Raw genomic sequence first — 25410 nt, 5'->3', positions numbered from 1 at the left:
CTGCTGAAAATTGACCTTGCAGCTGGTTGTTCTGAACCTTTAATTTTACCTTTGTCCCATGAATGAAGTTAAGCTGCTGGATACTCTGAAGGAGTATTTTGGATATGAGAAGTTTAGACCCTTACAGAAGAAGATCATACAATCTGTATTCGATGGAAAAGATAACATGGTGATCATGCCAACCGGCGGTGGGAAATCTATTTGTTACCAGCTTCCCGCAATCTTATTACCTGAAATTACTCTCGTAATTTCACCACTTATAGCTCTCATGAAGGACCAGGTAGACGGTTTGAACGCCAATGGTGTTCCCGCCGCTTACCTCAACAGTAGCCAGACCGAAGATCAACGTGAAGCTATTTTCAAGAAAATTGAGAATAAAGAGCTTAAACTTATTTATGTTGCTCCGGAAAGTCTTCAAATCGTTGATCGTTTCCTGGTGGATGGAAAAGTTAGTCTAATCGCCATCGATGAAGCACACTGTATCTCGAGTTGGGGACATGATTTTCGCCCGGCCTATACACAACTTGGATATCTTAAGAACAGGTTGCCTTCAACTCCAATCCTGGCGCTTACCGCAACTGCAGATAAAGCCACTAGAAATGATATTTGCCGACAGCTGAATATTCCTTCTGCCAAAAAACATATTGCATCTTTCGACCGGAAGAATCTAAGCCTGGAAGTAAAACCTGGTATCAAGCGATTTGAGCAGATTGCAAAATTTCTCAAAAATCGTACTTCTGAAAGTGGAATCGTCTATTGTCTTAGCCGAAAAACTACTGAAGAGCTTGCTGCCAAACTGAAGGCAAAAGGATTCAAAGCTGAAGCCTATCATGCAGGAATCGATCATGATCAACGTTCGCAGATACAGGATGACTTTATCAATGATGAAAAACAGATCATCTGTGCAACCATCGCTTTTGGAATGGGTATCGATAAATCTAATATCCGTTGGGTCATTCATTATAACATGCCAAAGAACCTTGAAGGATATTACCAGGAAATTGGACGTGCCGGTAGAGATGGACTGGAATCTGAAACACTTTTGTTTCATTCTTATGCTGATGTGATCCAGCTTCAGAAATTTGCCTCGAATGCGAAGAATGAAGAAGTACAATTGGCAAAGCTTGATAGAATGAAGCAATATTCTGAAGCACTTTCCTGCAGAAGGAAGATCCTGCTTGGGTATTTTGGAGAGTACCTTCAGAAAGATTGCGGTAATTGTGATATTTGCCGGAATCCACCGGAATTCTTTGATGGTACGATCATCGCACAAAAAGCACTGTCATGTATCTACCGACTTAAAGCGTCTGAACCAATTTCCGTAGTGATTGATGTTCTAAGGGGTTCACAAAATGAAGTGGTTCGTAAGAACAATTACCAGGAGCTTTCTACCTATGGTATCGGGAAAGATATTTCCTGGCAAAACTGGCAGCAGTATATTATACAATTGATCAACCTTGGTTTGCTGGAAATCGCTTTCGATAAAAACAATCATCTTCAGTTAACTGAAAATGCTAAGTCAGTTCTATTCAGCAAGGAGAAGGTTTTTCTGGCAGATGTTAAACAACAGGTAGAGAAAGCTGAAAAGGATAAAAAAGAGTCAGCTTCTAATTCGCTGTTCGAGAAACTAAGACAGTTAAGACTTTCCATCGCAAAAGAAGAAGATATTCCTGCCTACCTTATTTTCAACGATGCTGCATTAAAGGATATGGAAAAACAACGTCCAATGTCTGATGCAGAATTCCTGCTGATCGATGGAGTTGGTCGTAAGAAAATGGAAGACTATGGGTATCGCTTTATCAAAGAGATCATTGCCTTCAGTAAAGATAAAAGGGAGAAAAAACCGAAAAAGAAGCGCTCTAAAAAATCTAACACCTTTAAGGAAACACTGGAATTATATGATCGTGGATTGAGTATAGAGGAGATGGCAAAAGAAAAAGGCGTTTCAACCAATACGATCTACGCGCACCTGATCAAACTTTATGACGAGGAAGAGGAGATCAACCTGCATCAGTTCGTTCCAAAATCTGATCTAAAAGCGATCAAAAAAGCAAAATCTGATCTTAACGATCCTAATTCATTGAAAGCATACTTCGAACATTTTGAAGGAGCCATCCCTTATGAGACGATCAAGCTAGGTCTTAAGATCATTGCTGATAAATAGATTGCTAATCAAATTCCAGTTTTCTCAGGATCAATCCAGATGCCGGGGCGATAAAGTCCATTTGTAAATGCGGGGTATCTGGTCTTAGGCTTTCTTCAATTTCATCAAGACTTAATTCTCCGCGTCCTACCTGTATAAGTGTTCCCATCATTAAGCGAACCTGGTGCCGTAAAAAACCTGATGCGTGAATGTGAAATATATAGGATCTTTCAGGGAAGAAATTTGCAGTATATAGCGTATTCTCAACAAGTTGAGATCTTAGCATCTCACGCTCAAAAGTGCTTTTCTCAGATACCCGCACGCAGTAATTCTTAAAGTTATGCTTGCCTTTATAGAGCTTAGCGGCTTCTTTCATTTTTTCAATGTCAAGGTCTTCCTGAAAATTAGCCATAAAAGGTGCACAAAATGGATGAAATTTGTCATCAACGCTAAATAAATAGGCATATTCCTTTGTTTTCGAATCCTGTATGATATTAAATTTATCATCTACTTCTTCAATACTTAAAGCTCGAATATCCTGTGGTAGATTTTTATTTAATAGTTTGAGGAATTCCTGCAAATTTTCCAGTGGTTCATGATCAAGAAATAATTCAAAAGCCGACTCTTCCGCAGATACCATGGCATCTGTACGGCTGGTTCCAAGGATCTTGTATTTTGCGCCGGGCATGATCCAGCCAAAGGTTTTAGTGATCAAACCTTCAACCGTTTTCACATCAGGCTGTTTTTGCCACCCATGTAAACGGTATCCTAAATACTGTACTTTGATAAAATAGAAGAATCTTTTCCTGAACAAACGCATGATTTTCCGGCAAAGATATCCAAATTGAACCGCATTCCTAGTTACTCAAAGATTCAAGAGCTTCAGGTTTCAGAGATTTCAGTAATTATATTTAAATTGTACTCCTGACAGGAGTTTTCAGAATAAACCTATCAAAAATTTTTTGGCATCTAATACCTTCGGAAGAATTTAAAAGGAGTAAATGTGCTAAAATAACCTGAAGATCAACATTGAAATTAAACCAGTCCTCAAAGTATAGAATATGAAAAAATACCTTTTAGTTATTATTGCTTTTCTTACGTTCTACAAGGTGAATTCCCAAAACCGGGATAGCATCACTGCCGAAGATTACGCAAACGCAGAAAAGTTCTTAAGTTATAATACAAATAGTAAAATTTACCGGAGTTACGTCTATCCTCAATGGCTGGATAATGGAGATTTTTGGTATCGAATTACCACCCGGGATGATTCCGAATTTGTTCTGGTCAAAAGTAAAACTGGTGACAAAACTACCTTTACTTCCAAAGAGGAATTGCTAGCAAACATTGAATCAGAGTCCCAAGAAAATGGAAGGTATTCGCGTATAGAAGTTGCTTCACCAGATGGAAATAAATTGCCTTATATCAAGGATTGGAATTTATGGATCAAAGATGCTGCCACTGGTGGGGAGACGCAACTAACCAAAGACGGAATCGAAAATTATGGTTATGCTACAGATAATGCTGGTTGGAGAAAAAGTGACAAGCCAATCCTGTTATGGTCTCCAGATTCAAAAAAGATCGCCACTTTTAGACAGGACCAGCGTCATGTAAGTGATATGTACCTTGCTTCAACTAAAGTTGGGGCTCCAGAACTTCAGCAGTGGAAATATCCGCTTCCGGGGGATGAAAAGGTGATTCAGATCGAGCGTATTATTATAGATACAGAAAATTCAGAGATCATTCCGCTAAAAATTCCGCAGGATCCAAGAAGAGGAACTCTGTGCGATGATATTAGTTGTTCAGGTGCATTCGATGATAATCAGTGGAGTGAGGATTCTAAGGAGCTGGCCTTTGTTTCAACTTCAAGAGACCATAAAGTAGCAAAGTTCAGAATTGCAGATGCAACTACTGGAGAAGTTCGTGAAGTTTTTGAGGAGAAAGTAAATACTCAGTATGAATCTGGACAAGGTAGCATTAACTGGAAATATTTCCCTGAAAGCAATGAGATCATCTGGTATTCTGAAAGAGATGATTGGGGTCACTTATATCTTTATAATTCCAGAACCGGAGAACTTAAAAATCAGATTACCCAAGGAGAATTTGTTGTAACTGAAGTTTTAAAGTTCAATCCTGAAGATCGCATGATCTATTTTATGGCAAATGGGAAGGATCAGTCAATGGATCCCTACTTCGCTCAGTTTTACAGCATTCGCTTTGATGGCAAAAAGCTGCAAAGCCTTACTCCTGAAGATGCAAATCACAGAATTAGTATCTCTCCAGACAGTAGATACTTTGTAGACAATTATTCCAAACCAGACACTCCTAACAAGACTGTCCTGAAAAAAATGAATGGTAAACAAATCGCTATGCTGGAGCAGGCAGATATTAAAGATCTGGAGGCTGAAGGCTGGAAACCGGCCAGGCGAATTAGCGTGAAGTCCAGGAATGGAGATTGGGACCTTTACGGCCTTATGTTTACGCCAACACACCTGGATGAGAATAAATCCTATCCCGTGGTGAATTATATTTATCCAGGACCTCAGGGAGGTGGAGTTGGTTCCCGTTCATTTTATCCAAGCCGGAGTGATCATCAGGCACTCGCCGAACTAGGTTTTATAGTGGTAATTATTGACGGTACCTGCAACCCGAATCGATCAAAATCCTTTCATGATGCCTGCTACGGTAATATGGCCGATAACACCCTGGAAGATCAGATCAGCGGACTTAAGCAATTAGCTAAAAAGTATCCTTATATGGATCTGGATCGAGTTGGGATCTGGGGACATTCAGGTGGTGGATTCGCTACTGCTGCCGCACTTTTTAATTACCCTGAATTCTATAAGGTTGGTATTTCTGAATCTGGAAACCATGATAACCGCAATTATGAGGATGACTGGGGAGAGCGTTATATAGGTTTATTGCGCAAAGACGAAGATGGTACTTCAAATTATGCTAAACAAGCCAACCAGAACTTGGCGGTGAACCTGGAAGGTAAATTGCTTCTGGCCCACGGAGCCATGGATGATAATGTACCACCATATAATACATATCTGGTAGTTGATGCCCTTATTGAAGCCAATAAGGATTTTGATCTGATAATTTTCCCTCATGCGCGCCATGGCTTCGGAAAAGATTCGTATTATATGATGCGAAGACGCTGGGATTATTTTGTGGAACATTTAATGAAAGCCACTCCCCCTCAGAATTATGAATTAGGACCGAAATCTTAAAAAATGCAACCAAAGATAAAGGAAATTGAAGCTGTTAAACTTGCAGGTATAAGTAAGGAAACCAGTATGGCAAATGATAAAACAGAAGTGCTTTGGAAACGTTTTATGAGTATTAAGGTAAAGACACCATCCCTGGCCAATCGAGACTTATATTCTGTAGAACAGTATAAAAAAGCATTTCTAAAGGGAGAATTTGATCCTCAAACCAAATTTGAAAAATGGGCCGCAGTTGAGGTAGACGATTATGCAGACCTTCCAGAAGGTCTTGAAAAACTTGAGTTGGAAGGCGGATTGTATGCGGTTTTCAGACATCGCGGAACGGCACAGAACTTTGCCGGAACCGCGAAGTATATTTTTGAGGACTGGCTTCCAAAATCTGAATATCAGCTTGCACATCGCCCTCATTTTGAGATCATGGGAAGTGATTATAAAGGACCCGATGATCCTGAATCTCTGGAAGATATTTATATTCCGATAAGTCCAAAATAGTCAAACGTTATATGCTATCTCATTCTTCGGAAGTCGATCTTATAAGTCAGTTTAAAGGATTTTTAGAAACGCCAGATATTAGAAAAAAATACCGTTCTGAAATTCCTGTTTTCGAATTTCCCGAAGTAGATATCACTGAGGAATTAATAGCTGAACTTAAAAAAATTGATCACCCTAGGAATTCTGTTTTGGGCAAAAGGATGGAAAGTTTTTTTGAAATAGCCATCAAATTTTCCAAACGTTACAAACTTATTGCTTCCAATATCCAGGTCAATCAACAAAAGATCACTCTGGGTGAACTAGACTTTTTACTTTACGATTTTCAAAATAATAGACCTTTACATGTGGAGCTGGTTTATAAGATCTATATTCTGGACCCAGAAGTAGGTCAGGATGAGAAGATGTTCATAGGTCCCAACAGGAAAGATTCTTTTCTGGAAAAAATGGAGAAGATCACTACGAAGCAATTACCGCTACTAAAACATCCGGAAACTCAAGGTTATCTGAAAAAATACGATCTGGATCTGGAAGAAATGGAGCAGCAAATATGCTTTAAAGCTCAGTTGTATTCCAATGATCCTGATACAACATTGCAAATTGGTAAATATCTTAGCCTTCAGGAATTTCAGAAACTGAACAAGAATGGTGCAGAATTCTATGCTCCTAAGAAAAATTTATGGAGCTCAAAGCCGGAATCCTGTAAATACTGGCATTCATATGCTGAAATAATGGAAGAAATTGCTAAACTTTTTCAGAAGAAAAAATCACCACTTATATGGATGAAGCATAAGCATAGCTTTTCAAGGTTTTTTGTAGTTTGGTGGAAATGATACTGGCTTCTAACATGTTTGAAAATATAGATCTGTTCAATCTGCTTATTCTTTTGCTAGCAGGAATTGTAGCATTTATTATTTCAACGATCTCTGGTGGTGGTGGCGCACTAGTTCTTGTACCGTTTCTTAGCTTTCTAATTGGAACTCCGCAAACACCACCCGTTTTGAATCTGGGAACTTTTATTGGCAGACCGGCCCGACTCATAATTTTCTGGAAACATATCAACTGGCAGGTTTTCTGGTATTACGTTCCTCCTGCTTTGCTTGGAGCCTTACTCGCCGGCTGGTTCTTTACACGAATCAATGCGGGCTGGCTACAAATTCTGGTTGGAATATTCTTGATAAGCACAGTATTTCAATATCGCTTCGGAAAGAAGGAACGATCATTTCCTGTAAAACTATGGTACTTCATACCACTAGGGTTTAGAGTTTCTATCCTGGGAACTGTAATTGGAGCTTTAGGACCAGTTCTCAACCCTTTTTATCTCAATCTGGGTCTGGATAAAGAAGAGTTAATTGCGACAAAAACCGCGAACTCATTCTTCCTTGGAATCGCACAAATTGGTAGTTATACGTTCTTCGGACTTCTTTATACCGAATTATGGATTTACGGAATTGCCTTAGGTCTTGGAGCGGTATTAGGAAATATCATTGGTAAAAAATTCCTGAGTAGTATGAAGAGTTCAAGCTTTCGCAAGCTACTGATCATTCTAATGGTTGTTAGTGGGATTTTATTGATCTACAATCAGCTGAAATAATTAAAATTACTAGCTTTGCAGCTCAATTCACTTCTATGCGTCCCGAATACAAAGAGGCAGTTAAAGCATCCTATTTTAGTATCGCGGGAAATGCTTTGTTAGCAATAGCTAAAGCAATTACTGGAATCTTTGGGAACTCTTATGCTTTGATCGCAGATGCAATAGAATCCACCACCGATGTTTTTTCTTCTTTCCTTGTTCTTTTAGGGATTCGTTATGCCAACAAACCTGCAGACGAAAATCATCCTTACGGCCATGGGAAGGCAGAACCACTTATTACGTTCATGGTTGTGGGTTTTCTGATTGTATCAGCCACGATCATTGCCTATGAGAGTATTGAAAATATACAGACCCCTCACGAAGTTCCTGAACCCTATACACTCATCGTTCTCGCGGTCATCATTATTATTAAAGAGTTATCCTATAGGTTCGTATCTAAAAAAAGCGATGAGACAGATAGTTCTGTTCTCAAAGCAGATGCTTGGCACCATAGAAGTGACGCTATTACATCATTTATGGCCTTTGTAGGCATAAGTATAGCCCTCGTGATGGGTGATGGATATGAAAATGCTGATGACTGGGCAGCACTTTTCGCTTCAGGTTTTATTCTGTTTAATGCCTACCTGATCCTTAGACCGGCTCTGGGAGAAGTAATGGATGAGCATCGATACGAAGATATAGAAATGGATATTAGAAGTGCCGCCCTGGGAGTTCCTGGAGTGGTAGAAACAGAGAAATGTTACGTACGCAAAACAGGTATGACTTACCACATAGATCTACGCATTGCAGTGGATGCAAATATCACGGTTAAAGAGGGTCATGATATTGCACATGAAGTCAAAGACCAGGTGCTGGAAAATGTTCCCCAAGTCGCAGATGTGCTGATCCATGTTGAACCAGACGACGAACTTTAAGCCAGTTCACAATATTTTGAGACTTATTAAGAAAGATTTAGTAGTAAGCACGGGGCTTTCGCTTTGAAGTGTTTCATAATAGACTTACCTTTTAACTACCAAAAAATTAAAGATATGTCTATGATAAATGAAAAGGAATTTAAAGAACTAGCTAGCTATAAAAATGACACTTGTGTGTCTATTTTTATTCCAACACAACGTGGTGGAAAAGAAGTTTTAGAACAGAAAAACCTTAAGCACTTACATTCATTTTGGACTGAGGCAAGTAAAAAACTTTCAACCAAGGGAATTGAGAAAAGTACGTTAGATACGATGTCTAAGAAGTTTGAAGAACTTCTGGATGATAAAGATTTCTGGAGACACCAGTCAGATGGACTGGCAGTTTTCGCTGCTCCAGATTATTTCAAAACTTTCAGTCTTCCCGTAAATTTTGAAGCTTACACTTATATTTCCGAAGAATTTTATGTGAAGCCATTAATACCAGCAATGAATGGTGATGGCAAATTTCATGTATTATCATTACAGATAAGTGATGTGCAGTTATATGAGGCCAGTAAATATTCTATAACTCCAATCGATATCGATGATCTTACACCTTCAGAACTTGAAGAACGTGTAGGGTACGATTATAAAGAAAAAGCACTGCAATTTAGAACGCAGGGAGCTGGAGGAGAAAAAACTCAGTTTCACGGTCACGGTGGTAGTGAAAGAGATGAAAAAGATGAGATCAAACAATTCTTTCGCGCGGTAGATCAAGGACTTCAAAATTATTTAAACAAAGAAAAGTTACCATTGATCGTTTACTGTCAGGATTATCTATTTCCAATTTACAAAGAGGCTAATACTTACAATCACCTTGTAGATGAAGTTGTGGACGGTAATCCAAATGACTCAGATCTACTGGGAGTGCATGAAAAGTCTCTGAAGATCGCGGAAAAATTTCTGGATAAGGATCGCGACAGCAAGCTTGAGAAATATAAAGAGCAAAGTCAAACAGAGAATACCTCTTCTGCACCAAGTGATATTATGGCGGCAATCCATCATGGAAGAATCGATACATTATTTGTCGAAAATAGAGCCGAGATATGGGGAACTTACGACGAAGATCAAATGAAAACTGAGATCGACGATGAGCAAACCAGTGAAAACAGCTCTCTTATGAATCTGGCGGCGAAGAAAACTATCGAAATGGGCGGAAACGTTTATTTAATTCAGGATTATTTAATGCCTGAAAAAGAATCTAAAATGAATGCACTATTCAGGTTCTAATATTTTTAAAAGTTCAAGGAGCCCGGAAATATTTTCCGGGCTTTTTTTATTCCCTCTTCTTAGCAAAAACTGAATTTAACCTTAACTTTATCCAACCAAACCAGAAAAATGGATACAAACTTAGCCGTGCTCATTGATGGAGACAATATTCCTTCAGCACATATAAAAGAAATGATGGAAGAGATTGCCAAATATGGTAATCCTACGATCAAAAGAATATACGGAGATTGGACCAAACCTCACTTGAACAAGTGGAAAAGTGTGCTTCTTGAAAATGCCATTCAGCCAATTCAGCAATATGGATATACCCAGGGAAAGAACGCTACAGATTCTGCAATGATCATTGATGCCATGGACATTCTCTACTCTAATAAAGTTGATGGCTTCTGCCTGGTTTCAAGTGACTCCGACTTTACACGTCTTGCTACCAGACTTCGTGAAGCTAGCATGAAAGTTATTGGTATTGGTGAAAAAAAGACTCCAGATCCATTCATTGTCGCCTGCGATAAGTTCATCTATATTGAAATTCTGAAGAATAATTCCAAGGAGAATGAAAATGAGAATGATAAGGCAAAAACCAAGGAGAGTAGAAAACAGAATGTAGACAAGATCACTCCAAAGGTGGTCCGATTAATTTCACAAACCATTTCTGATGTTGCCGATGAAGATGGCTGGGCATTCCTTGGGGATGTTGGAAGTTTACTTCAGAAAAAACAACCGAATTTTGATTCACGTAACTACGGTTTCCAGAAGCTAACTCCAATGATAGATTCTATTGAAAAGTTTGAAATAGAATCCAGAGAGAATTCTAATTCTCGATTTAAACTTATCTATGTTCGAAATAAATAAATGCTAATGCGGAATATCAAAAAACTACATAAAGCTGAATATCGCCCTATCGGGGATTTGAAGACCTGGTCTCCTATGCCAACCAGAGAATTACAAATGCTCGATCCATTTCTGTTCTTAAATCATCACGGTCCGCAAACCTATGATGCGAACAATCAGGGATTACCGTTCGGCCCGCATCCACATCGAGGTATGGAAACGGTCACTTTTATCATTGAAGGTGATATCACGCATAAGGATACTGGTGGACATACTAGTGTAATTGAAGCCGGAGGCGTGCAGTGGATGACTGCGGGAAGCGGACTTTTACATGCGGAAGTCTCTTCTGAAGAATTTAAAAAGAATGGTGGTGACCTCGAGATCCTCCAATTGTGGGTGAATCTTCCAAAAAGACTGAAGATGATGCAACCACAGTATAAAGGACTTCAAAAGGAGCAGATCTCCGTCTGGGAAAATGAGGAAAGATCTATAAAAGCCCAGGTCGTTTCAGGGAACTTTAAAGGGATACGCGGGGCTTTTGATACTCCAACATCAGTGGATCTGGCTGTGGTACACTTTATTGCTAATACATTTCTGGAACTGGAAATTCCCAGGGACGAAACGATCTTCTTTTATGTAATTTCTGGAGAACTAAATGTAAACGATATTCTGGTGCCTGCCTTACATGTGGCTGAATTTTCCAATAACTCTGAAATTCTGAATATCAAGGCTTCAGTAGATAGCAAACTATTGATTGGTCATGCTAAACCACTAAAGGAAAATGTTGTTTTTGGAGGACCTTTCGTCATGAATTCTGAAGATGAAATCAGGCAGGCCTACGATGATTTTCACTCTGGAAAGATGGGTAGCTGGGATTAGTCATCTTAAAAATTCTTTCAGTCATTTATCTTATTAAGCTGAAGTGTCCGGTTAATGTCTTTTCTCCGTTTTGGATCAGACTAAACCAGTATTCTCCAGCAGGTAGATCTACATTTTCAAATTTACCGTTCCACCTGGCATTCTTAGCATCCAGCACAGTATATAATTTACCATACCTGCTATAGATCTGTACAATATAATCTGAAGCAATACCATGAACGGTCCAGGTATCATTAATACCATCACCGTTTGGAGTAAAGAAAAGATCATATCCAAATATGGATATTTCTTTTGAAATCACGTCGCAAGCCTTGGTATCCCGAACATATACTGTATGAATTCCAGGCGGGACATTACTAAAAATCGAACTCGGCTGAAATTGCCCGATATCGTCCAGCGAAAATTCATAGGTTGCATTTCCAGTGATATCAATCTCCACCTCATATCCATTAGTAAGGTTCCTTATATTCACCTCCTGAATGATAGCTGTTTCTATAAGATTAACTTGGAAATTTCTTGAACTTATGCATGAATTTTGATTGGTTACTTCTACTCTATAACTCCCAGGTGCTGAAACGTAAATTTTCGAGGATGACTGTGGAAGTTGCTCCTCTTCGTAAAACCATTGAATTAACAAATCTTCTGAAGCATTCGAGTCCAGACCAGAGTCAAGCAACAATTGTTCATCATTACCATTGCATAAACTTAATACCAAATCTTCCGGAAGTTCAGCCACACCAGCATTTTGAATTGGTAAAACGGCAAAGCCTAGACAAACTTCCTGATCAAGAAGTTTCACATATAGCTTTTCCTGTTGTATTTCAGAAAATGAAATGTCTGTTAGTATTTCAGATTCCTCATTTAAGGCATCGTTTTTACTTAAGTAAATCTGGAAGTCGGAAGCATTATTGTTTTCTTCAAAAAGATGATCTCTAAGATCGCTGATTTCTATGTCATTACTACCAGATCCTTCAGCTGAACAAATTGAAAATACGTCCAAAATGGTTTCAGAAGTTATAGTAAGTTTTATCTCTGTGATTTCAGAACATCCAAAACCATCATGAACAGTCCCGTAAACGATTGCCGTACCAGAACTGTAATTTTCAGGATCGGTGATCTGATTAACTCCGTTTTCGGCATCTGATCTATTTATAAAAAACTCTTCTACCACCGTTCTCTGATTCGGATTCAAAATTTGGGAAGCACTTTCAAGCAAGTTGAAGCGTACAGTTTCAGTATCAGCAAAACCACATGCGACAAGTTCTGCCGTGCTATAATCTATTACAGGATAATATTCTATGATCACGTTACCCTGGGCAATGCAGCCTTCCGTAGAAGTTAATTCAATTGAGTATTCACCAGGTGTGTTTACACGTAGTTGATCACCTGTCTCATCCTGCAGCAGAACACCGTTTCTGTACCATTCCACCTGATCTCCTGATGCAATAGCCGGTTTAAGTAATACACTTTCACCATAGCAAATAGCATCATTATTCTGAACCAGCCGATCTGGCCCAAGATCTGCACTGGATTGAAAACTTCCAGCTTCCAGGAATACTGCAGAATCATATTTATCATTGAGATCATCAGCGATTACAAGCTTAACATGATATGTTTCTCCTGGGATGACATCTGCGACAGCATTCAGAACTTTCGTCTGACCATCGAATATCGTTTCAGCATCAAAATTAAAGCGATCAAAATAAGCTTCGTTCACGGCCGGACAATTATCAGATATAAAAGGATGAACGGTCGTATTCAAAATGGGAGTTTGAGTACCCGGGACGACTGCAAGGTTTTTGTAAGTGGTTTCATCTGCTTTCCGAATGAAAAAAGCAAAAGCATCAGAAAAATAACATGTCACCGAATTATCAAACTGATATTCTTCAGAAGCAAATAGATAGCGAAAACTAATGCCGGCAACATTGGGTACGAAATCAAATTCTATAACCGTGGCGTTATAGGAGTCGATATTAAGTTCTTCCTCTAACTGACTATCACCGTCCCAGCCGGAATGAAAGTCATTTGCCAGACTGGAAGTGGGCTCTGAAATCGTTTCAAGTTTTCCCGTGCTTAAAACCAATCCATTACTAATTGGAAATCCTGTGCCAGCTGCATCAAAATACCCGAAACTTTTACTGCCATCGGTAAAATTTGCTCCGGAAACATTGGTCACCACAACATCTGTAATGCAGTCACTTTGTATGAGCACTTCTTCGATAAGTTCCTGTGCAGTATATCGATCCTGATCGACCTGAATGCTCTGAGAGAAACTCAGTGCAGGCAGTAACATTAGCAGGATCAATTTTCTCATGAAAGCCTTGAACTAACTCTTAATGTCTCTTTTTGAGAACTTTTACAATATCCTCAAGTCCGTAACCTTTGGCTTTTAAAAGAATCATATAATGAAACAACAGATCTGCACTTTCATTTAGGAAAAGGTTTTCGTCATGATCTTTGGCTTCAATCACTACTTCTACAGCTTCTTCACCAACTTTCTGTGCGATCTTATTAAGCCCTTTATCGAACAATGAAACAACATAACTATTCTCGTTTTCCTGTCTGTTTTCCTTAGGTGTCTCACTCAGCTTTTTCCTGCTGGCGATGATGCCTTCCAATTCTGAAAGAAAACCGTATTCTGCCGAGTTTTCCTCAGCCCAGCAAGTGTCTGTTCCTCTATGGCAAACAGGTCCTTCAGGACGAACTTTGATGAGTAAAGTATCCTTATCACAATCAAGTTTTATAGAAACCAGGTTCAGAAAATTTCCACTTTCCTCACCTTTAGTCCACAGTCTCTGTTTGGTTCTACTGAAGAAGGTAACTTTTTTGGATTCGTTGGTTTTCAGGTAAGCTTCCTCATTCATATAGCCAAGCATCAATACCTTTCCAGTATCCTGATCCTGAATGATCGCAGGAACGAGTCCGTCATTATTTTTATTAAAATCGATATCCATAATATTATATTCTTACCGGAATTCCGGAATTTTTAAGACTGTTTTTTAGATCTGAAATTTCAATTTCTTTAAAGTGAAAGACGCTTGCAGCCAGCGCGGCATCTGCCTTACCTTCCTTAAAGGTATCTTCAAAATGCTGAATATTCCCCGCACCTCCAGAGGCAATGATCGGTATATTCAATTCTTCTGAAAGCCTGGCTAAGGCTTCATTCGCAAAACCATTCTTGGTACCATCGTGATCCATGGAAGTGAACAGGATCTCTCCAGCCCCACGACTTTCTACTTCTTTGGCCCATTCAAAAAGATCCAGTTCTGTTGGAACTTTTCCTCCAACCAGGTGAACCGTCCATTTGCCATCAATATTTTTCGCATCAATAGCAACCACCACACACTGACTCCCAAATTTTTCTGATAATTGATTAATAAGATCGGGGTTCTTTACTGCGGAAGAGTTTATAGACACTTTATCTGCACCATTCTTCAGAAGTATGTCTACATCTTCTACGGAACAAATTCCGCCACCAACGGTAAATGGAATATTAAGTTGTTCTGCTACGTCAAGAACTAGTTTTGCCAGCGTTCTTCTTTTTTCTTCAGTAGCTGAAATATCAAGAAATACCAATTCGTCTGCTCCTTTTTCAGCATAAGCAGCGGCAAGTTCTACCGGATCACCGGCATCACGCAAGTCAACGAAATTGACGCCCTTAACCGTTCTGCCATTTTTAATATCCAGACAGGGAATTATTCTTTTTGTAAGCACAGGTCTTGAATTTCAAGGTTTCTAAGTAGTTCTTATTTAATAGGTCTACTCCTATTCGTTTTCTAAAATATAATTTTCAAGTTGCTTCAGACTAATACGATTCTCATAGATCGCTTTTCCTATGATCACACCTTCGCAACCAAGTTCCTGCAATTTCGGAAGTTCATCAAACTGTGATATTCCACCAGAAGCGATCAATTTAATATCTTTAGTTTCGTCCAGAATCTCAGCATAAAGATCAAAAGATGGACCTTCAAGCATTCCGTCCTTGCTAATATCTGTACAGATCACATATTTGATACCTTCAGTTTCAAAATTCTGAATAAAAGGAATTACCTCCTGTTTGGATTCTTCCAGCCAACCTGAAACTGCAATCTTTTTGTTCCTGGCATCTGCTCCAAGAATGATCTTTTCAGCTCCAAATTTAGTAAGCCAGGATTTGAAGATCTCTGGATTCTTTACTGCAATACTGCCGCCCGTGATCTGGTTCGCTCCACATTCAAAAGCAATCTCCAGATCCTTATCTGTTTTAAGTCCGCCACCAAAATCCATATTTAAAGAAGTTTTTGAGGCAATGGATTCCAGAATTTTATGGTTAACGATATGACTGGATTTAGCTCCATCGAGATCTACCAGGTGAAGGTATTTGATACCATGTGCTTCAAAAGATTTAGCCACTTCCAGAGGATCTTCGTTGTATATTTTCTTTGTGTTGTAATCTCCTTTAGAGAGTCTTACGCACTTGCCGTCGATAATATCTATCGCAGGGATAATTCGCATATTATAAGTCCAAAAAGTTCTTTAAAATCTGTTCTCCGGTTTTACTGCTTTTTTCAGGGTGAAATTGTACACCATAAAAATTATCCCTGTTTAATGCAGTGGAATAATCAACTCCGTAATTTGTTCTGGCAATTTCATCGCTGCATTCCGGGACATAGAAGCTATGCACCAGATAAACATATTCTTCTGCAGACACATTTTCAAAAAGTTTGCCTTGAAGTTCGGTGATCGTATTCCAGCCTATTTGTGGCACTTTTAGATCTGTATTAAATTTCATCACTTCAGCATCGAAGATACCTAAACCAGTAGTGTTTCCTTCTTCCGAAGATTTGCACATTAATTGCATTCCCAGGCAAATTCCAAGTACCGGTTGCTTCAAATCTGGAATAAGCTTGTCTAAACCAGTGGATCGCAACATTCTCATGGCGCTACCAGCTTCTCCAACCCCCGGAAAAATCACCTTATCAGCATTCTGAATTTCTTCGGCATTGCTGGAAAGGACAGCTTCAAAACCCAGTCTCTGAACAGCAAACTTAATGGATTGGATGTTTCCTGCCCCGTAATCGATAATTGCAATTTTCATTATAGCATTCCTTTTGTAGATGGAAGGATCATTTTTTCTGTATCTCGTTTAACCGACATTTTTATCGCTTTGGCAAAGGCTTTAAATATTGCCTCGATCTTATGATGTTCGTTCGATCCTTCAGCTTTGATATTTAAATTAGCTCTGGCACCATCTGTAAAAGACTTAAAGAAGTGAAAGAACATTTCCGTAGGCATTTTACCGATCATTTCGCGTCTGAAATCTGTTTCCCAAACCAGCCAGTTTCTACCACCAAAATCAATGGCTACCTGGGCAAGACAATCGTCCATTGGTAAACAGAAGCCATATCGTTCCATTCCGAGCTTATTTCCAAGCGCTTTATTGAACACTTCACCAAGAGCAATGGCCGTATCCTCAATGGTGTGGTGTTCATCCACTTCCAGATCACCCTTTACTTTGATCGTAAGGTCCATTTGTCCATGCCTGGCTAATTGATCCAGCATATGATCGAAAAAGTCAATACCGGTACTAATATCGCTTTTCCCGGTACCATCGAGGTTTAGATCGATCTTAATATCTGTCTCGTTCGTTTTTCTCTCGATCCCGGCTGTACGATCCTTAAGTTTTAAAAATTCATAAATTTCCTTCCAGGAAGCCGTTTTTAAGGCAATATTCTGAGTTACTTCTTCTTTATCTTTCGAAATTTCGTCTGCAGCCAGATCTTCATGCGTATCTATAAAGATGCCTTTTCCTCCAAAGTTCATGGCAAACTCCATATCTGTAAGCCTGTCCCCGATCATAAATGATTGCTGAAGATCATAATCTTTATTATTTAAATATTTCTCTTCCAGCAGTCCGGTATTGGGTTTGCGGGTTTTAGCATTGTCTCTTGCAAACGTACGATCGATCAATTGTTCTGAAAATTTTACGCCTTCGCTTTCAAAAGTTCTGGTAATAAAATTTTGATAAGGCCAGAAATCTGATTCAGGAAAACTGTCGGTTCCGAGTCCGTCCTGATTGGTGACCATCACCAGTTCATAATCCAGTTCTTTGGCAATTTTATTCAGGTAAGTGATCGCCTGGGGATAAAACACAAGCTTATCGATACTGTCGATCTGGAAATCTTCAGGTTCGTGGATAAGAGTTCCATCGCGATCTATAAACAATACTTTTTTCATGATTCTAATTCTTTGAAGGCCTTGAGTAAATTCTGATTTTCTAATGCTGTTCCTACTGTAATTCGAAGACAATTTTCGCAAAGAGGTTGCTTGCTTCTATTTCTAACGACAATACCTTTACCGATCAATTCCATATATCTTTGATCTGCATCATCCACCTTTATGAGTAGAAAATTAGCATCTGAAGGAAATATCTTTGCAACATAATTTAGCTGAAGTAATTGTTTAGATAAATTATCCCTTTCACTCTTAATATCAATTACTTGCTGTTTTATCTCAGAATAATTCTGAAGACCTTTGATTGCTCTTTGCTGCGTTAATTCATTTACATTGTATGGAGGCTTGATCCTGTTCAGAATTTTAATGATCTCTGCTGAAGCGAATAGCATTCCCAACCTGATCCCGGCCATCCCGAAGGCTTTAGAGAAAGTTTGAGTAATGATAAGATTTGGATATTTATCAAGTGATTGCGACCATCCTGCATCGTCTGAAAAGTCTATATAGGCTTCATCGATTACGACCAGACCATTAAATGATTTCAAAAGCTTCTTTATAGTTTCAGCATTAAAAGAATTCCCGGATGGATTATTCGGGGAACACAGAAACAGTAATTTGGTATTGGCATCTACAGCTTCCAATATTGCATCTACATCAGGTTCAAATTCTGAAGTTAATAGCACTTCCCGATTTTCAATATTATTAATTCCAGAAAGTACCTTATACATTCCGTAAGTTGGTGGCAAACTTATAATATTATCCTTCCCGGGTTCACAAAATGCCCTGAAAATGAGGTCCAGAACTTCATCACTTCCATTCCCAAGTAATATTTGCTTTTCAGGAACCTGCTTAATTTCTGAAATTTTTGATTTTAAAAGCATTTGCTGTGGATCTGGATATCGATTCAGTCCGTTCTCAAACGGATTTTCATTCGCATCCAGAAATATCATTGCTTCACCATCAGTTTTATATTCATCCCTGGCAGATGAATATGGCAGAAGACTTTTCACGTTATCCCTTACGAGATTATTCAGATCGAAATTCATTATTGGTTCAGTGATTTTAATCTTAAGGTTACAGCGTTCTTATGAGCCTGTAATCCTTCAGCTTCTGCCATTAATTCGATTGCAGGACCTATATTTTTAATTCCTTCTTCTGAAACTTTCTGATAGGTGATCTGCTTCATAAAACTATCCAGATTCACCCCGCTATATTGTTTCGCATAACCATTGGTTGGCAAGGTGTGGTTGGTACCAGAAGCATAATCACCGGCACTTTCGGGAGCATAATTTCCAATAAAAACAGATCCCGCATTCATAATATTATCCACAAAATAATCCTCATTTTCTGAACATACTATAAAATGCTCCGGCCCATACTCATTAATTAGTTCCAGAGCGGTCTCTTCCGTCTCTACCAGAATAAGTTTCGAGTTTTCGATCGCCTGTTGCGCAATGGCCTTTCGAGGCAGTTCATCGAGCTGCTTTTCTACTTCATCACTTACTAGCTCTAGCATTTTTTCTGAAGTACTTACCATGATCACCTGGCTATCTACGCCGTGCTCCGCCTGACTCAACAAATCTGATGCAACAAAAGCCGGGTTAGCTGAATCATCTGCATACACTAGTAATTCTGATGGTCCTGCAGGCATATCTATCGCTACCTGATATCTCGTGGCCAGCTGTTTTGCCACAGTAACAAATTGATTCCCTGGCCCAAAGATCTTATAAACTTTGGGTACACTTTCGGTACCAAAGGTCATTGCTCCAATCGCCTGGATTCCACCAATTTTGAAAACCTGGGTTACTCCGCATAATTTCGCCGTATATAAAACTGCAGGATTCACGTTTCCATTCTTATCTGGCGGTGTACAAAGTACGATCTCCTCGCAACCGGCAATATTTGCTGGAGTTGCCAGCATCAAAATAGAGGAAAACAAAGGTGCAGTTCCTCCGGGAATATAAAGCCCCACCTTCTGTATCGCCTTTTTTTCCTGCCAGCAATTTACTCCATTCATGGTTTCCACAACAACTGTATCAGTTCTCTGGGCTGCATGAAATATTTCGATGTTCTTTTTAGCCAGTGCTATCGCCTCTTTTAATTCCTGAGAAATTTCAGCGGAAGCTGCATCCAGTTCAGCAGCAGAAACCTTGAATGTATCCAGATCGATTCCGTCGAAAGCTTTGGTATAGTGTCTAACTGCAGCATCGCCTGTAAGCCTGATCTCATCAAAAACCTTATGCACTGTTTGCTCAATATCGGCAACCGTTTGAGTTGGTCGCTTTAAAATTTCGCTCCACTTAGATCTGTCAGGATTGTTGATCGTGTTCATCATTGTAAATTAAAGTACCATAGTTTCTATTGGTGCTACCAGAATTCCTTCAGCACCATTACTTTTCAGTTCGTCCAGAACTTCCCAAAATCTATCTTCATTGATCACTGTATGGATCGAACTCCATCCTTTCTCTGCCAAAGGTAAAACAGTTGGACTTCTCATCCCGGGAAGCAGACTAATAATCTTTTCTATTTTATCATCAGGAGCATTCAGTAGAATATACTTTGAAGTTCGTGCGTTTAATACAGATTTTAATCTGAATTGCAGTTTTTCAAGGATCTGCTTGCGTTCTTCAGAAATTTTAGGAGAGATAGCCAGTACCGCTTCACTTTTCAGCATTACTTCAACTTCCTTAAGTCCGTTTTTGAAAAGTGTACTTCCGCTGGACACAATATCGCAAATAGCATCTGCAAGTCCAATATTTGGAGCAATTTCAACAGAACCATTAATGATATGAAGATCGGCAGAGATACCTTTCTCCTGCAGATAGTCTTTCACGGTGTTTGGATAGGAAGTGGCAATTTTGAGTCCGTCAAGGTCATTAATACTGTTGTATTTGAAGGACTTAGGCACCGCGAGGGAAACTTTACACTTTGAAAAACCAAGTTTCTCTCCTCTAATAATATCTTTTCCTTTCTCAATAAGCACATTCTCCCCGATGATTGCAACGTCTACCACTCCATCTCTTAAATATTGAGGTATATCACCATTACGTAAATACATCACTTCCAATGGAAAATTTCGGGATGATGCTTTTAGCTGCTCTTTTCCATTATCGATGGAAATACCTGCATCTTTTAAAACTTTGATAGAATCTTCAAAAAGTCTTCCTGACTTCTGTACTGCGATTCTTAATTTTTGCTGACTCATAATTTAGTTAATATTAGGAATAAAAAAACCCGCTTGATTTCTCAAACGGGTTATGATATTATAGTTAGTGTTACAACATATCAAATTTACCTCGCTTGAGCGTGGGGTAAAAAATGATGGTGATGTACATTAAAATTCGTCATTGTGATGCCAAAGCTAAATAAAAATCTGAATTATAAAACCAGTTTTTTAATTTTAAATATTTGTTTATTAGTTGTCACCAAGAATAATTGGCATTCCACCTTCACCGGAACCTATAACAATTACCTTGCTATTTGGTGATTTTGCTAGTTCCACGGTAGCCTGAATTCCTTTTTCCTGTAATACCTTATCTGTAAGTGATTCGCTAAGAATAGTATTCGCACGGGCTTTACCTTCAGCATCAATTCTTTGTCTTTCTGCCTCTTGCTCTGCTTTTGAAAGTCGGAATTCGTACTCAAGTGATTCCTGTTCCTGTCTAAGCTTACGTTCAATCGCATCTTTGATCGTAGACGGCAAGGAAACATCTCTTACTAAAACTTCATTTACCTGAACATATTGATCTTCCAGAAGCAGGTTTGTTTCATCAAAGATTTCCTTCTGAATTGCTTCCCTTTTACTGGCATAAAGTTGCTCTGGATTGTAACGTCCTACCACAGCCCTTGTTGCAGATCTTATCGCTGGCTGAAGTAAACGTTGAATGTACGCTTCTCCTTTTTCCTGGTGCAATTTACCAAGAGCTTCGTATTCTGGCTGAAACCAGACGGAAGCATCGAGGCTAATTTCCAAACCGTTAGAAGATAATACAGTCATTTCTTCATCGATGGATTGCTGACGTACTTCGTAAACAAAAACTTTGTTCCAGGGTGCAACTACGTGAAATCCTTCAGAAAGAGGACTTCCTTCAGTTACAACACCACCACCAAATGTTTTGTAAAGAACCCCGGCTTCTCCGGAATCAATAGTTACAGTAGATTTTGCTAATAAAATTATTACAATGACTAACCCGATAAATAACGGGATACCAATTTTAGGTAATCTTTCCATATAAATTTTTGAACTTAAATTAGACCCTTATATTTTCGGTAAAACCATTCCAGGGCTAGGGCAAACACAAGAAGAAATAGCAGGTAGTACCAGTCTATCAAAGGTACGGTTTTTTGTTCGCTTTTAAGAACTGGCCTGTGACTATCATTCTTCAATAAGTAGTCTTCAAAAGTTTTAAACTGATCTTCGTAAAAAACGGTTGAATTATTATTCGCAGCCAGGAATTGCATTGCTGCCAGATTTGCTGTTTGTTGTTGCTCTTCCGCATTATAATCGAGCACGTTGAAAGCTCCATTTTTGAGCAAATTTGGATTTTCAGCCTGTAATTTATAGGTGTAATTCCCAGGTGCAAGATTCCCGATCTCTGCCACATATTTCAGGTTCCTAGCTACCAGATTGGTTTTTAAAACAGTATTTCCAAGACTATCCGAAATACTGATATTAAGATTAGCTCCTGAATCGAAGCTGTAATTCTCGTCGTAATAAGCAGCACTTATTTCTACAAGTTCATTCTCCAGAAATGTTTGAGGATGCTCTGCGATCAATCTTTCGTTCGATTTCACAGCGCTTAAATTCTGTACCAGATCTCCAATAAACCCATTGAACTGCTGAAAATTCTGATCTTTTCGAAAACTTGCTGCTCTCCAGCGCCAAATATTTTCACCGGTAAGCAAACCGATTTTTGGATGGACTCTGGAAACAGCAAGAAGCGGACTATCAGTTTCGACCCCCTGTATTACTTGATATAATTGTACTGCGTAACGATTTGCATCGATTTCCGTTTCGCCAAATGCAATTTGTAAGGGCGGTAGATCTTCGTAGGCTAAATGTTTTGGCTGATAAATGGCAAAGTTGTCATTCTTTACAGCAAAGACATCCTGTGGCTGATCAATACTGTTCTTGGAAAATCCTAATTGGAGTTCGTTCAGAAATTGCCAGTCCGTTTCGGGACCTGTAATGAACAACTTTCCTGCCTCAAGACCAGAAATTGACTCTATAGTTTTTTGAAAGTTTCGATTTACATTATGTAGTATAAATAACTGTATATCAGTTAATTCAAGATTATTAAAATTACGAACATATTGTATCTCAACCATACGTTGTGAGTTCGATTCTATAGCAGCCTTCAAAGCTCCCAGATCTGGATGAGGACCTGGACTTAAAATCATGATCTTAGAGCTTTCGTCTACAATTTCCACGGAGAAGTTTTCGGTATTGTTTCTGACATTCTTCTCCTCTGGTAATTTGCTAAGCCTGGCAGTATAGTTTTTGAGTCCGATACTTTTAGCTTCCAGTTCCGCGTTTACAATCAATGATCTATTCTTTTCAGAAAATTCCATATCCTTCTGAAAAACAACTTTTCCTGAATTTAAAATATGCAGTTTCGTATTGCGTTCGTTAGATCCGGAATAGTTCAGGAAAACTTCAACAGCAAATTTATTATTTAAAAAGGCATACCTGTTTACATTGATTCGCTGAATAGCTACATCTTCAAAACTACTTGTATCCCCTATGATCACAGGTAGTATTTCAGTAGATCCAGAAGATTTATGATATCGAAAGTCTCTGCCAGTATTTTGATTTCCATCACTAAGTAAAACAACTACACCCTTATTGTTATCCATGAGATCTTCAGCCTGTTTTAAAGACTGCTGAATATTGGTGAGTTCTTCACTGAAGTTTGAAGTAATATCTGAAGTGATAAGTTCCCTTCCGAAGTGATAATTGATAATATCAAATTTGTCATTCAGTTTTTCTGAAGAAAGAATCTTGTTTTGAAAATTCTGAAGCACAGAATCCTTCTGAAGAATTTTAATAGACTCTGAAGCATCTGATAGTATTACCAGATTCACTTTCACCTGGGAGCTTTCAGTGTGAGTGATCTCGAGATTGATAAGTAGTAAAAGAATTAGAAATATAGAAAAACTACGAAGTCCGAAAAGTGCTAAATTCCCGGAAGTTTTTCGGTTTTTATGAAGATTCTGAAAAAAAGAAAACCCCAGAGCTATCAAAAGCGCCAGGGTAATTAATAATATGATTTGAAAGTTCATTAATTCACGTTGGTCTAGTGAAAATACAAATTATAGTCTGATTAAATTATCTATAGCCCACAAAGCTCGATTAATTCTAAATCTTGAGTTTACTACACTTAATTCGCAGATCTTCTTTTAAAATTTAATTCACTCCATTTAAACGGAATAAATTTCAAAAGAATAGCCAGTCCCACTCCCATTAATGCCCCGGCAAGAGTCTGAAATAGAGAATCCTGAGGCAACAAATATGTAGCGATTCCAGATAGGACCATTACTGCAAGTCCCTTCCACTGACTCCAATTCAAATTTAAATTCATAAGATTATTCAATTAAGTATGCATTCCGCCATCTACATGGATCACCTGTCCGGTTACGTAAGAACTTAAGTCACTACCAAGATACACACATGTATTCGCGATATCTACAGGCTTTCCTCCACGTTTTAAAGGAATAGAATCTCTCCAGCCTTGTACTGTTTTTTCATCCAGCTTTTCGGTCATTTCGGTTTCGATAAATCCTGGAGCTACGACGTTTGTTCTAATATTTCTGGAACCAAGTTCCTGAGCCATCGATTTTGAAAACCCAATAATACCGGCTTTAGATGCTGCGTAGTTTGATTGTCCGGCATTTCCAGTCACTCCTACTACAGAACTCATATTAATGATACTACCAGAACGTTGCTTAAGCATGGTTCTTTGTACGGCTTTGGTCATATTAAATATAGACTTCAGGTTAACCTCGATCACCTTGTCAAAATCTGCTTCGCTCATTCGCATTAAAAGGTTATCCTTTGTAATACCAGCGTTGTTAATCACGATATCTATAGATCCAAATTCAGCATTTACATCATCGATCAATTTCTGTGCTTCTTCAAAACTGGCAGCATTAGATTGATAGGCTTTAGCTTTTACACCTTTAGCTTCTAATTCTTTTGCAAGATCTTCAGCAGACTGTGCCGAAGAATTATAGGTGAATGCGACATTGGCTCCATGCTCGGCAAAAACCTGAGCGATTCCTTTTCCAATACCTCTACTACCACCTGTGATGATGGCATTCTTTCCTTGTAGTAATTTCATATAACTTGATCTTGGTTAATTGTCTTTCCAAATATAGCAAAAGCCTAAGGCTTTGCATAAAAAAACCCTTCTTAGAGTATAAGAAGGGTTGGGATTGTATTAAAATGCTCTGGTTTTTCGTTGGTTTTATTTTTGGCGTTTACGTTGCTCAGGAATCTCCCTTATTCCCTAATGTTAAAGAAACATCTACAAAACTTAAAGATTTTATATACGATATTGCAATGTCAGATAAAACGGTGTTCAGTGCGACTGCGAATCGTACACGTTCAAAGAGCGAGTAGCACTATAAGAGTGAATTTATTATTATAAAACATGCAATTTAGTGACGATGTAAGAGAGAGAAGATACCGTGTAAATAGAACATCTGATAATCATTTCTTGAACATGCCTCCTGGACTGCCATTGATTCCTCCTAGAAGTCCTTATATCCAGCAAATGCCTGTTGGGTTACAGGTATTTGATAGGATACACAGCGCGATAGCATCTGCTGAACGGAGGCTATTGATGACACCAG

Annotated in this window: 24 protein-coding genes; 10 read left to right on the top strand and 14 right to left on the bottom strand. The window is 38.7% G+C overall.

Annotated features, from left to right (window positions below; all coding sequences use genetic code 11):
- Nucleotides 1–58 precede the first annotated feature (58 nt).
- Complete coding sequence (gene recQ / locus QZ620_RS04275) at nt 59–2164, top strand: DNA helicase RecQ (RefSeq protein ID WP_295179425.1); 2106 nt, start codon at nt 59–61, stop codon at nt 2162–2164.
- Between the two features lie 4 nt (nt 2165–2168).
- Here the strand turns inward: recQ and truA are convergent, their stop codons facing one another.
- On the bottom strand, nt 2169–2957 hold the full coding sequence (gene truA / locus QZ620_RS04270) for a tRNA pseudouridine(38-40) synthase TruA (protein WP_295179439.1): 789 nt from the start codon (nt 2955–2957) through the stop codon (nt 2169–2171).
- Nucleotides 2958–3204: 247 nt separating this feature from the next.
- On the opposite strand from truA, the gene QZ620_RS04265 reads away from it, so the two are divergent.
- The 8 genes from QZ620_RS04265 to QZ620_RS04230 all read left to right on the top strand — a co-directional run bounded on the left by QZ620_RS04265 (nt 3205) and on the right by QZ620_RS04230 (nt 11343).
- On the top strand, nt 3205–5373 hold the full coding sequence (locus QZ620_RS04265) for a S9 family peptidase (RefSeq protein ID WP_295179423.1): 2169 nt from the start codon (nt 3205–3207) through the stop codon (nt 5371–5373).
- Nucleotides 5374–5376: 3 nt separating this feature from the next.
- On the top strand, nt 5377–5862 hold the full coding sequence (locus tag QZ620_RS04260) for a GyrI-like domain-containing protein (protein WP_295179421.1): 486 nt from the start codon (nt 5377–5379) through the stop codon (nt 5860–5862).
- An 11-nt stretch (nt 5863–5873) separates the two neighbouring features.
- Nucleotides 5874–6692: a DUF1853 family protein gene (locus QZ620_RS04255; RefSeq protein ID WP_295179419.1), complete on the top strand. Its 819-nt coding sequence runs from the start codon at nt 5874–5876 to the stop codon at nt 6690–6692.
- Nucleotides 6689–7453: a sulfite exporter TauE/SafE family protein gene (locus QZ620_RS04250; protein ID WP_295179438.1), complete on the top strand. Its 765-nt coding sequence runs from the start codon at nt 6689–6691 to the stop codon at nt 7451–7453. Before QZ620_RS04255 ends, QZ620_RS04250 begins: the two co-directional genes overlap by 4 nt.
- A gap of 35 nt (nt 7454–7488) precedes the next feature.
- Complete coding sequence (locus QZ620_RS04245; RefSeq protein WP_295179417.1) at nt 7489–8367, top strand: cation diffusion facilitator family transporter; 879 nt, start codon at nt 7489–7491, stop codon at nt 8365–8367.
- A gap of 114 nt (nt 8368–8481) precedes the next feature.
- Nucleotides 8482–9636: a hypothetical protein gene (locus QZ620_RS04240; protein WP_295179415.1), complete on the top strand. Its 1155-nt coding sequence runs from the start codon at nt 8482–8484 to the stop codon at nt 9634–9636.
- A 108-nt stretch (nt 9637–9744) separates the two neighbouring features.
- Entirely contained in the window at nt 9745–10485 is a 741-nt protein-coding gene (locus tag QZ620_RS04235) for an NYN domain-containing protein (RefSeq protein ID WP_295179413.1), read from the top strand.
- A 6-nt stretch (nt 10486–10491) separates the two neighbouring features.
- Nucleotides 10492–11343: a pirin family protein gene (locus tag QZ620_RS04230; RefSeq protein ID WP_295179411.1), complete on the top strand. Its 852-nt coding sequence runs from the start codon at nt 10492–10494 to the stop codon at nt 11341–11343.
- Nucleotides 11344–11368: 25 nt separating this feature from the next.
- Here QZ620_RS04230 and QZ620_RS04225 read toward each other — a convergent pair whose 3' ends face one another.
- The 13 genes from QZ620_RS04225 to fabG form a co-directional block, all read right to left on the bottom strand.
- Nucleotides 11369–13657 carry a T9SS type B sorting domain-containing protein gene (locus QZ620_RS04225; protein ID WP_295179409.1) on the bottom strand — a complete coding sequence of 763 codons (2289 nt, stop codon included), beginning with the start codon at nt 13655–13657 and terminating at the stop codon, nt 11369–11371.
- Nucleotides 13658–13676: 19 nt separating this feature from the next.
- Nucleotides 13677–14297, bottom strand: a complete 621-nt coding sequence (gene hisIE, locus QZ620_RS04220; protein WP_295179407.1) for a bifunctional phosphoribosyl-AMP cyclohydrolase/phosphoribosyl-ATP diphosphatase HisIE — start codon at nt 14295–14297, stop codon at nt 13677–13679.
- 4 nt (nt 14298–14301) lie between these two features.
- Nucleotides 14302–15057, bottom strand: a complete 756-nt coding sequence (gene hisF, locus QZ620_RS04215; RefSeq protein ID WP_295179405.1) for an imidazole glycerol phosphate synthase subunit HisF — start codon at nt 15055–15057, stop codon at nt 14302–14304.
- A gap of 51 nt (nt 15058–15108) precedes the next feature.
- Nucleotides 15109–15837: a 1-(5-phosphoribosyl)-5-[(5-phosphoribosylamino)methylideneamino]imidazole-4-carboxamide isomerase gene (gene hisA / locus QZ620_RS04210; protein ID WP_295179403.1), complete on the bottom strand. Its 729-nt coding sequence runs from the start codon at nt 15835–15837 to the stop codon at nt 15109–15111.
- 1 nt (nt 15838) lies between these two features.
- Nucleotides 15839–16420: an imidazole glycerol phosphate synthase subunit HisH gene (hisH, locus tag QZ620_RS04205; protein ID WP_295179402.1), complete on the bottom strand. Its 582-nt coding sequence runs from the start codon at nt 16418–16420 to the stop codon at nt 15839–15841.
- Complete coding sequence (gene hisB, locus QZ620_RS04200) at nt 16420–17559, bottom strand: bifunctional histidinol-phosphatase/imidazoleglycerol-phosphate dehydratase HisB (RefSeq protein WP_295179400.1); 1140 nt, start codon at nt 17557–17559, stop codon at nt 16420–16422. The genes hisH and hisB overlap by 1 nt, the downstream gene beginning before the upstream one ends.
- The gene (gene hisC, locus QZ620_RS04195) at nt 17556–18602 is read right to left on the bottom strand and encodes a histidinol-phosphate transaminase (protein ID WP_295179398.1); all 1047 of its coding nucleotides are present in this window, start codon (nt 18600–18602) and stop codon (nt 17556–17558) included. The genes hisB and hisC overlap by 4 nt, the downstream gene beginning before the upstream one ends.
- A complete protein-coding gene (gene hisD, locus QZ620_RS04190) occupies nt 18602–19888 on the bottom strand; it encodes a histidinol dehydrogenase (protein WP_295179396.1) in 1287 nt (428 codons plus the stop codon). The genes hisC and hisD overlap by 1 nt, the downstream gene beginning before the upstream one ends.
- Before the next feature lie 9 nt (nt 19889–19897).
- Nucleotides 19898–20761 (bottom strand): ATP phosphoribosyltransferase, encoded by an 864-nt coding sequence (gene hisG, locus QZ620_RS04185; RefSeq protein ID WP_295179394.1) that lies wholly within the window; start codon nt 20759–20761, stop codon nt 19898–19900.
- A 210-nt stretch (nt 20762–20971) separates the two neighbouring features.
- The gene (locus tag QZ620_RS04180) at nt 20972–21787 is read right to left on the bottom strand and encodes a prohibitin family protein (RefSeq protein ID WP_141877650.1); all 816 of its coding nucleotides are present in this window, start codon (nt 21785–21787) and stop codon (nt 20972–20974) included.
- Between the two features lie 14 nt (nt 21788–21801).
- Entirely contained in the window at nt 21802–23838 is a 2037-nt protein-coding gene (locus QZ620_RS04175; RefSeq protein WP_295179391.1) for a hypothetical protein, read from the bottom strand.
- A 98-nt stretch (nt 23839–23936) separates the two neighbouring features.
- On the bottom strand, nt 23937–24137 hold the full coding sequence (locus tag QZ620_RS04170) for a hypothetical protein (RefSeq protein WP_295179390.1): 201 nt from the start codon (nt 24135–24137) through the stop codon (nt 23937–23939).
- 12 nt (nt 24138–24149) lie between these two features.
- Nucleotides 24150–24896, bottom strand: a complete 747-nt coding sequence (fabG, locus tag QZ620_RS04165) for a 3-oxoacyl-[acyl-carrier-protein] reductase (RefSeq protein ID WP_295179388.1) — start codon at nt 24894–24896, stop codon at nt 24150–24152.
- Between the two features lie 312 nt (nt 24897–25208).
- Here fabG and QZ620_RS04160 point away from each other — a divergent pair.
- Nucleotides 25209–25410 (top strand): hypothetical protein (locus QZ620_RS04160; protein ID WP_295179386.1); only part of this gene is annotated, 202 nt, incomplete at its 3' end.

Origin of the sequence: uncultured Christiangramia sp., assembly GCF_913046405.1 — a bacterium.
Lineage (GTDB): Bacteria > Bacteroidota > Bacteroidia > Flavobacteriales > Flavobacteriaceae > Christiangramia > Christiangramia marina.
This window is presented reverse-complemented; position numbering and strand designations above follow the sequence as displayed.